The 13,070-nt window shown below is 68.6% G+C and carries 9 protein-coding genes; all 9 read left to right on the top strand.

All coding sequences use genetic code 11. The features are described 5' to 3' along the window. The first annotated feature begins 3 nt into the window (after positions 1-3). On the top strand, positions 4-1,086 hold the full coding sequence (locus tag ACYVKR_RS00870) for an ABC transporter substrate-binding protein (RefSeq protein WP_460478817.1): 1,083 nt from the start codon (positions 4-6) through the stop codon (positions 1,084-1,086). A gap of 27 nt (positions 1,087-1,113) precedes the next feature. Next, the gene (locus ACYVKR_RS00865) at positions 1,114-1,923 is read left to right on the top strand and encodes an ABC transporter ATP-binding protein (protein ID WP_460478816.1); all 810 of its coding nucleotides are present in this window, start codon (positions 1,114-1,116) and stop codon (positions 1,921-1,923) included. A gap of 58 nt (positions 1,924-1,981) precedes the next feature. Next, complete coding sequence (locus ACYVKR_RS00860; protein ID WP_460478815.1) at positions 1,982-4,210, top strand: alpha-ketoacid dehydrogenase subunit alpha/beta; 2,229 nt, start codon at positions 1,982-1,984, stop codon at positions 4,208-4,210. Further along, a complete protein-coding gene (locus ACYVKR_RS00855; RefSeq protein WP_460478814.1) occupies positions 4,201-4,656 on the top strand; it encodes a VOC family protein in 456 nt (151 codons plus the stop codon). The genes ACYVKR_RS00860 and ACYVKR_RS00855 overlap by 10 nt, the downstream gene beginning before the upstream one ends. 65 nt (positions 4,657-4,721) lie before the next feature. Continuing rightward, positions 4,722-6,089: an alpha/beta hydrolase gene (locus ACYVKR_RS00850; protein WP_460478813.1), complete on the top strand. Its 1,368-nt coding sequence runs from the start codon at positions 4,722-4,724 to the stop codon at positions 6,087-6,089. Positions 6,090-6,190: 101 nt separating this feature from the next. Next, positions 6,191-7,801 (top strand): acyl-CoA carboxylase subunit beta, encoded by a 1,611-nt coding sequence (locus tag ACYVKR_RS00845; RefSeq protein WP_460478812.1) that lies wholly within the window; start codon positions 6,191-6,193, stop codon positions 7,799-7,801. A gap of 132 nt (positions 7,802-7,933) precedes the next feature. After that, complete coding sequence (locus ACYVKR_RS00840; RefSeq protein WP_460478811.1) at positions 7,934-9,103, top strand: acyl-CoA dehydrogenase family protein; 1,170 nt, start codon at positions 7,934-7,936, stop codon at positions 9,101-9,103. 145 nt (positions 9,104-9,248) lie between these two features. Further along, the gene (locus ACYVKR_RS00835; protein ID WP_460479116.1) at positions 9,249-11,279 is read left to right on the top strand and encodes an acetyl/propionyl/methylcrotonyl-CoA carboxylase subunit alpha; all 2,031 of its coding nucleotides are present in this window, start codon (positions 9,249-9,251) and stop codon (positions 11,277-11,279) included. Further along, positions 11,276-13,057, top strand: coding sequence for an acyclic terpene utilization AtuA family protein (locus ACYVKR_RS00830; RefSeq protein ID WP_460478810.1), 1,782 nt, complete (start codon positions 11,276-11,278; stop codon positions 13,055-13,057). The genes ACYVKR_RS00835 and ACYVKR_RS00830 overlap by 4 nt, the downstream gene beginning before the upstream one ends. Positions 13,058-13,070 lie beyond the last annotated feature (13 nt).

The raw sequence follows: 13,070 nt of genomic DNA, 5'->3' as shown, positions 1-13,070 counted from the left end.
CAGATGAAGACGAGAAATGCTTTTTTCAAAGCGATGGGCGCGATGACGTTTTGCATCGCAGTGGCGCAATCTCCGGCGATGGGCCAAGGAAAGGCATCGACTAACGAGCCATTCACCATCCGAATTGCCCAGCAGCCTGCCAAGTGGTCTCTTGAATGGTTTGTGGCGAGCGAAAAAGGATGGTGGGAAGAGGTCGGGCTCAAGCCACAGATTTCAACATTCGCCTCTGGCGCCTTGGTCATCGCCGCTGGTGCATCGGGTTCATGGGATGTGGGGGCAAGCGGAAATATTCCATCTGTGCTCGGTGCTTCCAAGTACGGCCTTCAAACCATTGCGTTGATCGATGGTGAATCTGCGGCAATCGCCATGGTGTCGCCAAAGAACAAGGCTGAGCAGTTCTTGAAGGACCCGGCTTCAATGAAGGGGCAAACCATTCCTGTCACTTTCAATTCAACCGGGCACTGGCAAGCGACTGAATGCCTGTCGAAAAAATTCGGATTGAAGCAAGGTGAATACCGGCTTGTGAATCTCTCACCACCCGATATCAATGCCGCCATGGTGAGTGGGAAATATGACGCGGCTGGCATATGGGCCCCCAATACCTATATTCTCGAGGAGACGATTGATGCCAAGGTGCTGTGCAGCGGTGCGGATTTGAATTTGCCAATACACAGTTATATCTTTGTGACACCGACGTTTGCTGAAAAGAATCCAGAGGCGGTCGCCAAATTTCTTGCGGTTTTCATGAGGGCCGTGGCTTGGGAGCAAAAAAATCCCAAGGAAGCCGAAGATTATCTCAAGAAGTTTTATGACAAGATTGGCGTAAAAATTGAAGATAAATATCTAACGAGGGAAATGAGGGATCGCCCTGTATACGACTTGGAAGAGCAATTGAAAGTGTTTTCGCCTGGTCAATCCGGGCAGTCCGAAATTTCGAAGTGGTGGAATCAGGTGGGTGATTTCATGGTGTCCGTGAAGATGATCAAGGGCACGCCCGATCCGCAGAAGAGCATCACGAACAAGTACCTGAAGATGATCCAGGACGACCCGAAGCTGCGGGCCTTCGTGGCCGAAGGCGCCAAGTGATTCCGGCCTGACGATGGAGGCAGCAAGATGAGCCAGATCAATTTCGAGCAGGTGGAGCGCGAGTTCAGCCGAGGCGGCGAGCGCTTCCTGGCGCTGGACGGCGTGAGTTTCGAGGTCCGGGACAAGGAGTTCGTCTCCATCGTAGGGCCGTCCGGCTGCGGCAAGACCACGCTGATGCGCATGGCCGCGGGGCTGGAGTTTCCCTCCGACGGCCGGGTGAGCGTCGGCGGCAAGAAGGTGGAGAAACCCGGTCCCGACCGCGCGGTGGTGTTCCAGCAGTTTGCGCTGTTCCCGTGGAAGACGGTGAGCGAGAACATCGGCTTCGGCCTCAAGTGCAAGGGCCAGTCCAAGTCCCAGCGCGAGGCGGTGGTGAACCGCTACATCCAGCTGATGGGCCTGTCCGGATACGAGAAGGCCTACCCGCACCAGCTCTCGGGCGGGATGCAGCAGCGCGTGGCCATCGCGCGCAGCTATGCGCTGGACCCGGCCGTGCTGCTGATGGACGAGCCCTTCGGCGCGCTGGACGCGCAGACGCGGGTGGTGATGCAGGAGGAGCTGGTGAAGCTCTCGCGCGTCAACCCCCGCACGGTGCTCTTCATCACGCACAGCGTCGAGGAGGCCGTCTACCTGTCGGACCGCATCGTGGTGCTCACCGGCCGGCCGGGGAACATCAAGGAAATCATCAACGTGCGGGAAGTGCGCGAGCGCGAGCGCTGGGATGCGCTGGAGCGCATCGAGGACGTGATGGACCAGGAGTCCTTCGTGCACCTGCGCACCCACATCTGGAAGCTGCTGCGCGCGCAGGAGGCGCAGGCCGGCGGCGGGCAGTCGCACTGAGCCCGACAGAGCGGCCCCGCCGCCTTTCAATCGATCGCATCCCAGGAGACAAGCCTTCATGACTTCCCGTTTGACCCCGTTGAAAACCAAGACCGCCTGGTCGCGCCTCAACACCAGCGCCGCCGACCTGGAATCCATCGCGCCGCGCGACCTGCTCGTGATGCTGGAGCAGATGACCCTGATACGCCGCTTCGAGGAAAAGCTGCTCAAGCTGAGCGTGGCGGGCATCCTGCACGGCCCGGCGCATTCGAGCATCGGCCAGGAGGGGGCGGCGGTGGGCGCCATGTCGATGCTGGCATCGGCCGACAAGATCAACGGCACGCACCGCATGCACCACCAGTTCCTCGCCAAGGCGCTGAATCACGCCACGGCAGCCGGCTACAACCCACTCAGCGACGATGTGCCCCAGGCGCACCACGAGGTGGTCTACCGCACCTATGCCGAGATCCTGGGCCTGACGCCCGGCTACTGCGGCGGCCGCGGCGGCTCCATGCACCTGCGCTACCCCGAGGCCGGCGTCTACGGCTCCAACGCCATCGTGGGCGGCAACCCATCGCACGCTGTGGGCTATGCGTTTGCCGACAAGCTGCGCGGCGACCCGCACGTCTCGGTCGCCTTCTTCGGCGACGGCGCGATGCAGAGCGGGGCCGCATACGAGGCCATGAACCTGGCGGCGCTCTACAACACGCCGACGGTCTTCTTCGTCGAGAACAACCTCTACGCCGTGTCCACCCATGTCTCGGAGCAGACGCGCGAGACGCGGCTGTCCGCGCGCGGCCTGTCGCTGGGCGTGCCGGCCATCGAGTTCGACGGCATGGACGTGGTGGCCGCGCGCCTGGCCATGGAAGAGGCCGTGCGCCTGATCCGCAAGCAGGGCGGACCGGTGCTGCTGGAGGCGCAGACCTACCGCTTCCTGCACCAGTCGGGGCCGCTCAAGGGCAGCGCCTTCCGCTACCGCGAGAAGTCCGAGGAGGAAGCCTGGCAGGAGCGCGACCCGCTGCGCGTGTTCCCCAGGCAGCTGATGGCGCAGGGCCTGCTCGACGAAGCGGGCCTTGCGCGCATCGAGCAGCGGGCGCAGGCGCTGATCGACGGCGCGCTGTCGCGCCTGCTGGAGAACTCCGGCGATGAGAAGACCCAGCGCATCCGGCCCGAGTTGTGGCCCGACCCCGCCAGCGTGGAGAGCGGCATCCGCGGCGACCTGAGCGAGCTGGACGGACTGCCGGCGCGTGAGCTGGAGGCGGCCGACCCGGCGGCACTGGTGGATGCGAAGTTCCAGGACGTGATCGCCCAGGCGATGCTGCGCAACATGCAGCGCGACGACAGCATCTTCATCCTGGGCGAGGATGTGCACCGCCTCAAGGGCGGCACGGCCGGCGCCACCAAGGACATCGGCGACCACTTTCCCGAGCGCCTGATCGGCACGCCGATCTGCGAGAACGGCTTCACCGGCCTGGCGCTGGGCGCCGCGCTCAACGGCATGCGGCCGGTGGTGGAGATCATGTACCCCGACTTTGCGCTGGTGGCGGCGGACCAGCTGTTCAACCAGATCGCCAAGGTGCGCCACATGTTCGGCGGCCGGTTCGCCGTGCCCGTCGTCGTGCGCAGCCGCGTGACGGCGGGCACCGGCTACGGCTCCCAGCACTCGATGGACGCGAGCGGCCTGTTCGCCCAGTACCCCGGCTGGCGCATCCTGGCGCCGTCCCGCCCCTACGACTACATCGGCCTGCTGAACGCCGCCATGCGCTGCAGCGATCCGGTGCTGATCGTCGAGTTCAACGAGCTGTTCAAGCAGGTGGGTGCGGTGCCGAAGGAAGACTGGGACTACATCGTCCCCATCGGCAAGGCGCGCATCGCGCGCGCCGGCCGGCGCTGCACGGTGCTGGGCTACGGCACCATGGTGGACGTGGCCTGCGAGGTGGCCGAGCGCACCGGCATCGATGCCGAGGTCATCGACCTGCGCACGCTCGACCCCCTGGGCGTGGACTGGGAAACGATTGGCGCCAGCGTGCGGCGCACCAACGCCCTGTTGGTGGTCGAGCAGACCACGCGCGGCACCTCGATAGGCTCGCGCGTGGTGAGCGAGGCGCAGTCGCGGCTGTTCGACTGGCTGGACCACGAGATCGTCCACGTCAGCGGCACAGAGTCCTCGCCCGTGGTGTCCAAGGTGCTGGAGCGCGCGGCGCTGGCCGGCGCCGATGCCGTGGAGGCGGCGCTGCGCGCCATCGATGCGCGGCGCGGCGGATCGGCCCTGGGCCAGGGCGTGGACAGGAGCCTCGCATGCCAGTGACCGACAGCAAGCTCTGCGCGCACCACACGGCCGTCAGCGTGGGCGACTTCGAGCGGGCCAAGCGCTTCTACCTCGACTTCCTGGGTTTCGAGCTCGAGGGCGAGATGGACCAGCGCAGCGAGGCCGCGCTCAGCGAGGTGGTCGGCCTACCGGGCGCCACCATCCGCTGGGCCATGCTGCGCCACGGACAGTACCGCGTGGAGCTGTTCAAGTACTACACGCCGCAGGGCGACATGCAGCCGCGGCGGCAGTGCGACCTGGGCTACAACCACATGGCCTTCGAGGTGGGCGACGTGGATGCCGTCTACCAGCAGGCCGTGCAGGCCGGCTACCAGTGCGTGTCGGAGCCCAAGGTCCTGCGCCAGGGGCGCACCAAGGTGTTCTACCTGGCCGAGCCCGAGGGCGCGATCACGGAATTCATCCAGTTCCTGCAGCCTGCGGGTTGAGCGTTCGCCAGGCCTGGCGGGGCGCGCGCGTTCACGTCCGTCTGGGCCATCAACAAGGATTCAGTATGCCAAGCACCATAGACATGGTCGTTCCTCCCATGGGGGAGGCCATCGATGCCGCACGCCTGGTGGCGTGGATTGTGCAGCCGGGCGAGGCCTTCGAGGCAGGCCGCATCCTGGTGGAGATAGAGACCGACAAGTCGGTCATCGAGGTGCCGGCCCCGCAGAGCGGCGTGATGGTGGCGCACCTGGTCGCGGTGGACGGCCTGATCCAGGCCGACACCGCCATTGCCCGCATCGAGGTCGAGCAGGCTCTGGCAGAGGAGGCGCAGCCGGCACCGGCCATGCAGCGCGAGGACGTGGCCGCCGCGGCCGAGGCCCCGCCGCGCGGCGAGCGCCAGGCCCAGGCCCAGCCCCAGCCCGCGCTGTATGCCGACCTCGCGGCGTCCGCGCGCCAGTTCGTCACGCCGGCCGCGCGCCGGCTGGCGCAGCAGCAGAACATCGCGGTGGACGCCATCGAAGGCACGGGACCGCAGGGCCGGGTGACGCTGGCCGACATCCAGGCCGCGCCCAACCAGACCGCGGTGGCCAATGCCGGCCGCGTGCTCGCCCGGGCGGCCGCGCATGCGGGCAAGCACGAGTTGTGGGTGGCGACGCGCCACGGCGACATCCGCGCGGCGGTGTGGGAGCCTGCGCAGGAGGCCCGAGGGGCGCGCGGCACCTGCTTCCTGGTGCACGGCATGTTCGGTGACATGGACACCTGGGCGGCGCTGGCGCACACACTGAGCCACGCCGGGATGCGCGTGGTGGCCATGGACCTGCCCTGCCACGGCGCCAGCCGGTCGCAGGCCACGCGCTTCGAAGACATTGTGGACGCGGCGGCGGAAGTGCTGGCGTCGCAGTGCCCGGGGCCGGTCACGCTGATCGGGCACTCGTTCGGCGCGGCGGTGGCCGCCCGGGTGCAGCGCCGGCCCGGCATCGTCGTGCGCCAGCTGTTCCTGATCGCGCCCGTGGGGCTGGGCACCGAGATCGAGCAGGGCTTTCTCCAGGGCATGGCCCATGCCGGCACCAACGAGGCGCTGGAGCGGGAGCTGCAGAAGCTGACCGCCTCGGGCATGCTGCCTTCGGCGGCCTTCATCGACGGCCTGCGCCGCAATCTGGAAACCCGCCAGTCCAGCGTGCTGGAGCTGTGCGCGGCGGTGGGGCGCCACGGGGTGCAGCAGATCAACATCCGCCCCGACCTGCAGCAGGCCGACTGCCACTGCACCATCATCCACGGCCGGCAGGATGCCATCGTGCCCTGGCAGCATGCGCTCAATGCACCGCCGCAGGTGGCGCTGCACCTGGTGCCCGAGGCCGGCCACATGCCGCAGTGGGAGGCGGGCAAGCTGGTGGCCGGCGTCATCCTGCGCACGGAGCCGGCCGCGGCCTGATCCATAAACATCGCTTATGCATCGCGCCCCAAGTAATTGTTGGAACCCGGGCGCCGTCTCTGCAATGATGGACCGTATCAATCCATGGGCAGAGGCACACGATGGCAGATGGACAAGGCACCGGGCAGGTGCAGGGCGGCGCCCAGCGCAACCGCTCGCACATGCTGGAGCGTATCGATGAGCTGAGGCGGCTGGAGCAGCGGGCGGTGGACCGCTCGGCGCGCTCGGCCAGGCACTTCCACGCGCAGGGCAAGCTGCTGCCGCGCGAGCGGCTGTCGCACCTGCTGGACGCGGACCAGCCCTTCTACGAGCTGATGACGCTGTCGGGCTACTGCGGCCTGGAAGACCCCGACCCGGCCACCAGCGTGCCGGGCAGTGCGCTGATCGTGGGCATCGGCCACATCAGCGGCGTGCGCTGCATGGTGGCGGTGAACGACGCGGGCATCAGCGCCGGCGCCATGCAGGCGCTGACCGGACAGAAGCTGATCCGCGCGCAGGAGATCGCGCTGGCGCAGAAGCTGCCCTTCGTGCAGCTGGTGGAGAGCGCCGGCGGCAACCTGCGCAAGTACCGGGTCGAGCGCTTCGTCGTGGGCGGCGGCATGTTCTACAACCTGGCGCGGCTGTCGGCCGCGGGGCTGCCGGTGGTGGCGCTGATCCACGGCTCGTCCGCCGCCGGCGGTGCCTACCTGCCGGGCCTGTCGGACTACGTGGTGATGGTGCGCGGCCAGGCCCACGCCTACCTGGCCGGCCCGTCGCTGCTCAAGGCCGCGACCGGCGAGGAGGCCAATGACGAGGACCTGGGCGGCGCCGACATGCACGCCGCCGTCTCGGGCCTGGCCGACTACGTGGCCGACAACGACCTCGACGGCATCATGCGGGTGCGCGAGATTTTGCAGCGCATAGGCTGGCAGGGCGCGCCGGCGCCGGCCGCGCGGCCGCCGCTGCACGACGCCGACGAGCTGCTCGGCCTGATGCCCGCCGACATGCGCACGCCGGTGGACATGCGCGAGGTGATCGCGCGCCTGGTCGATGGCTCCGAATTCCATGCCTTCAAGGAGGCGTTCGGCCCGGCCACGGTCTGCGGCTACGCGGCCATCGAGGGCCAGGCGGTGGGCATCCTGACCAACAACGGCCCGCTGGACAGCGATGGCTCGAACAAGGCTGCGCAGTTCATCCAGCTGTGCGTGCAACTGGGCCGGCCGCTGGTCTTTTTGCAGAACATCACCGGCTTCATGGTCGGCCGCAAGCACGAGGAGGCCGGCATGATCAAGCACGGCGCCAAGCTGATCCAGGCGCTGTCGAACGCGCCGGTGCCGCGCTTCACCGTGCTGTGCGGCGCCTCGTACGGCGCCGGCAACTATGGCATGTGCGGCCGTGCCTTCAAGCCCGACCTGCTGTTCGCCTGGCCCAACGCCAAGACGGCGGTGATGGGCGGCGAGCAGGCCGCGATGACCATGCGCACCGTGGCCGAGAACGCCGCCAGGCGCAGCGGCAAGGACATCGACGAGCCCGCGCTGGCGGCCGAGAGCCGGGCCATCGTCGACACCTTCGAGTCGCAGTCCAGCGCCATCTACACCAGCAGCCTGCTGCTGGACGACGGCGTGATCGACCCGCGCGAAACCCGCGCCTGGCTGGGCATGGCCCTGGCCACCGCGGCCGAGGCCCGAGCCCGGGCGCTGCAGCCCATGCAGTTCGGCGTGGCGCGGCTGTAGCGGGCGAGCGCCAGCATTCTAAAAAGTGAGCTGCTAGCGCTTGTTGCATAAGGTTTTCAAATTCTTTTCGTTTTGAAGTCGGCGAATGGCAAGCGCTGGCAGCTCTCATTTTTTCCATAAGGAGACCTAATCATGATGACACCCGAGCACATCGCCCTGCAGGACAGCGTGCGCAAGCTGATCGAGCGCGAGATCGAACCGTATGTCGATGAGTGGGAGGCGGCCGAGATCTTCCCCGCGCACGAGGTGTTCAAGAAGCTGGGCTCGGCCGGCATGCTGGGCGTGAACAAGCCGGTGGAGTTCGGCGGCCTGGGGCTGGACTACAGCTACGAGATCGCGTTCTGCGAGGCCATAGGCGGCATCAGCTCGGGCGGCGTGGGCATGGCCATCGCGGTGCAGACCGACATGGCGACGCCGGCGCTCACGCACTTTGGCTCGGACGAACTGCGCGAGCGGTTCCTCAAGCCCACGGTGGCGGGCGACCAGGTGGTGTGCCTGGGCGTGTCCGAATCGGGCGCGGGCTCGGACGTGGCCTCGCTCAAGACCACGGCGCGCAAGGACGGCGACGACTACGTCATCAACGGCTCGAAGATGTGGATCACCAACGGCACCCAGGCCGACTGGATGTGCCTGCTGGCCAACACCAGCGACGGCGACGTGCACCGCAACAAGTCGCTGATCTGCCTGCCGCTGCGCGAAAACGGCAAGCTGCGCCCCGGCATCAGCATGCAGAAGATCAAGAAGGTGGGCATGTGGGCCTCGGACACGGCCCAGGTCTTTTTCGACGAGGTGCGTGTGCCGCAGCGCTACCGCATCGGCGAGGAGGGCAAGGGCTTCACCTACCAGATGCGCCAGTTCCAGGAAGAGCGCCTGAGCGGCGCCACGCGGCGCGTGACGGCGCTGTCCAACGTCATCAACGAGACCATCGAGTACACGCGCGAGCGCAAGGCCTTCGGCCGCTCCATCCTCGACAACCAGGCCGTGCACTTCCGCCTGGCCGAGCTCAAGACCGAGGTGGAGATGCTGCGCTCGCTGATCTACCGCGCGGCCCAGGTGCACATGGGCGGCGGCGACATGACCGAGCTGGCCTCGATGGCCAAGCTCAAGGCCGGGCGCCTGTGCCGCGAGGTGACCGACTCGTGCCTGCAGTACTGGGGCGGCATGGGCTTCACCTGGGAGAACAAGGTCTCGCGCGCCTGGCGCGACCTGCGCCTGATCTCGATCGGCGGCGGCGCCGACGAGATCATGCTGACCATCATCTGCAAGCACATGGGCATCCTGCCGAAACGGGCTACCCCCTGAGTCGCTGCGCGCCTTCCCCCTGGAAGGGGGACGACGGCCTTTGCTGCGGGGCGGCCCTTGCTGGCCGTCCTGCAGATGGGGCAAGCCAGTTTCCGAGCTTGTGAACAGGGCGAGCGCCCTGGGTAACTTTTGAAGAGGAAGCATGATGCGTTTCGACACGCTGCTCGTGGCCAACCGGGGCGAGATCGCCCTGCGCATCCTGCGCACCGCACGGCGCATGGGCCTGCGCACGGTGGCCGTGTATTCCGACGCCGACGCGCACAGCCCCCATGTGCGCGCCGCCGACCTGGCCGTGCACATCGGCCCCACGCCGGCCGACCAGAGCTACCGCAACGGCGCCGCGCTGATCGAGGCCTGCCGCCGCACGGGCGCCCAGGCCATCCATCCGGGCTACGGTTTCCTGTCCGAGAACGCCGGGTTCGCGCAGGCCGTGGCCGATGCGGGCCTGGTCTTCGTCGGCCCGTCGGCGCGGGTGATCGCGCTGATGGGCAACAAGGCCCAGGCCAAGCAGGCCATGCAGCAGGCCGGCGTGCCCACGGTGCCCGGCGAGCAGGGCTGCGCCACGCCGCAGCAGATCGCCGCGGCGGCCGAGCGCATAGGCTTTCCGGTCATCCTCAAGGCCGCGGCCGGCGGCGGCGGGCGCGGCATGCGCGTGGTGCGTCAGCCGGGCGAGCTGGCAGAGATGTTCCGCCAGGCCCAGTCCGAGGCGGCGGGCGCCTTCGGCTCCGACGAGATCATCATCGAGCGCGCCATCGAGCGCGGCCGGCACATCGAGGTGCAGGTGCTGTGCGACGAGCACGGCCGCTGCCTGCACCTGGGCGAGCGCGACTGCTCCACGCAGCGGCGCTTCCAGAAGCTGATCGAGGAGGCGCCTTCGCCCGCGGTGGACGCCCAACTGCGCGAGGCCATGGGCCAGGTGGCGCGCCAGGCCTGCGAGGCCATCGGCTACACCGGCGTGGGCACGTTGGAGTTCCTGCTCGACGACCAGAAGCGCTTCTACTTCATGGAGATGAACACCCGGCTGCAGGTGGAGCACGGCGTGACCGAGCTGGTGACGGGCCTGGACCTGGTGGAGCAGCAGATTCGCGTGGCCCTGGGCGAGGCCCTGGCATTCGGCCAGCAGGACGTGAAGCTCAAGGGCCATGCGATCGAGCTGCGCCTGTGCGCCGAAGACCCCTGGGCCGGCTTCCTGCCGCAGGTGGGCACGGTGGGCGACTGGCGCCCGCCCGCCGACATCCGCACCGACAGCGCGCTGCATAGCGGCATGGCGATCAGTCCGTTCTACGACTCCATGGTCGCCAAGCTCATGGCCTGGGGCGAGAGCCGCGAGGCCTGCATCGCGCAGCTGGCGCGGGCCTGCGAGCGCACCACGGCGCTGGGCGTGCGCACCAACCTGGGCTTTCTGGCGCGCTGCCTGCGGCACCCGCGCTTTGCGGCCGGCGAGGTGACCACCGACTTCCTGGCGCAGGAGGACTTGCAGCAGCCCTGCTGGCAGCGCGAGCCCTCGGCCCATGCGCTGGCCGCGGCGGCGCTGGTGCTGGGTGGCGCGGCCAAGCCTGCGGCGGCCGGGCCCACCGAGCGCCTGGGCGGGCGCTCGCTATGGCTGCGCGACACCACAGCCGGTGCCGATGGCAGGACGGTGCAATGCACGCTGGCACCGGGTGCCGCCGGGCTGGCGCTGCAGTGCAGCGAGCGCGTGCCGGGCAAGGCGGCAGCGGATGCGGACGTGCAGACGGCCACCTGGCAGATCACCCATCTGCGCCGGCACGACGAGGCGGGCGGTGCCCGCCTGGGCCTGGCCGTCGATGGCATCTACCGCGAGCTGGCCTGCTGGCGGCAAGGCGCCGGGCCGCTGTGGGTGCAGGACGGCGCGGATGCCTTCGTCTTCGAGCGCGTGGAGCGCTTCGCGGCCGCCGGCGCCCAGCAGGGCAGCGGGCTGCTGCGCGCGCCCATGAGCGGCCGCGTCATCGCGGTGCTGGCCGGCGAGGGGCAGCAGGTGGCGCAGGGCGACCCGCTGGTGGTGATCGAGTCCATGAAGATGGAGATGCCGCTGGCCGCGCCCTGTGCGGGCCGCGTCGCGCGGCTGCATGTGCAGGTGGGCCAGCAGCTCAACGCCGGCCAGGCCGTGCTGGAAGTGGGTAGCGAGCAGGAAAAACAGAACCAGGAGGCGCCATGAGCGACAAGAGTGTGTTGATCGGTGGCGCCTCGGGCTTCTGGGGCGATTCGCAGATCGCCGTGCCGCAGCTGCTGCGCCAGCCGGGGCTGCAGTACCTGGTGTTCGACTATCTGGCCGAGACCACCATGTCCATTCTGCAGCGCGCAAGGCTGCGCGCGCCGGAGCTGGGCTATGCGACCGACTTCGTCACCACGGCCGTCGGCCCGCACCTGCGCGAGATCAAGGCCAAAGGCATACGCCTGGTCTCCAACGCCGGCGGCCTGAACCCGGCGGGCTGCCGCGATGCCCTGCTGGCGCTGGCGCGCGAGCAGGGCGTGGAGCTGAAGGTGGCCATAGTCACCGGCGACGACGTGCTGGCGCTGCAGCCGCAGTTCGAGCCCTGGGGCGACGAGCCCGCGCAGGGCCTGCCCGTGCTGATGTCGGCCAATGCTTACCTGGGCGCGGCGCCCATCGCGCAGGCACTGGCAGCCGGGGCCGACATCGTGGTCACCGGCCGCTGTGTGGATAGCGCCACGCTGCTGGGCATCGCCATCCACGAGTTCGGCTGGCGCCTGACGGACTACGACCGGCTGGCGCAGGCCAGCCTCGCCGGCCACCTGGTGGAATGCGGCGCGCAGGGCACCGGCGGCCTGTTCACCGACTGGGAGCAGGTGCCCGACTGGGCCGATATCGGCTATCCGCTGGTGCGGCTGCAGGCCGACGGCAGCTTCGAGCTGTCGCAGCCCGAGGGCGCGGGCGGCCTGGTCACGCGGCAGACGGCGGGCGAGCAGCTGCTGTACGAGATCGGCGACCCCGCGGCCTATGAGCTGCCCGACGTGGTCTGCGACTTCACGCAGGTGGATATCACCGACCTCGACGGCGGGCGCGTGCGGGTGCAGGGCGCTCGCGGCCGCGCGCCCGGCAGCCGTTACAAGGTGACGGCCACCTACCAGCAGGGCTGGCAGATCGCCATCATGATGGCCATCCGCGGCCAGCGTGCGCTGGCCAAGGCGCAGCGCACGGCCGATGCGCTGCTGGCACGCACGCGCCGGCAGATGCAGGCGGCGGGCTTTGCCGACTACGAGGACACCCTGGTCGAGCTGCTGGGCGCCGAGTCCATGTACGGCCCGCACCGCCGCGTGAGCGAGAGCCGCGAGATCGTGCTGCGCATCGCCGCCCGCCACCGCGACAAGCGCGCGCTGGCCTTTCTGCAGAAGGAGGCCTCGTCCGCAGGCACCTCGATGGGGCCTGGCACGCGCAGCCATTTCGGCGGCCGCTCCGACGTGCAGAGCATCATCCGCACCGCGTCCTTTCTGCTGCCCAAGGCGGCGGTCGCGGTGCAGGTGCAGGCCTCGGCGGATACGGCGCCGGTGGCGGTCCAAGGGCTGGACTCGACCTCTGCGCCAGAGGTGTCGCATCAGCCCGCAGACCCGGCAGCAGCCATAACAGCCGCCGGCCCCACGGTGCGCATCGCGCTGGGCCGCATCGCCCACGGGCGCAGCGGTGACAAGGGCGACGACGCCAACATCGGCCTGATGGCCCGCGCGCCGCAGTGGCTGCCGGTGCTGCGCGAGCAGCTCAGCGCCGAGCGGGTGCGGGACTACTTCGCTCACCTGGTGCAGGGGCCGGTGCAGCGCTACGAGCTGCCGGGCCTGGGCGCCTTCAACTTCGTGCTGCGCCAGGCGCTGGGCGGCGGCGGCTCGTGCAGCCTACGCTCGGACCCGCTGGGCAAGTGCTACGCGCAGATGCTGCTGGACCTGGAGATCGACTGTCCGGCCGCGCTGGCGCCCCTTCCATGACCACACCAAGGAG

Source organism: Comamonas humi, from assembly GCF_054782535.1.
The sequence above is the reverse complement of the archived record's forward strand: the minus strand, read 5'-3'. Positions and strand labels throughout refer to the sequence as shown.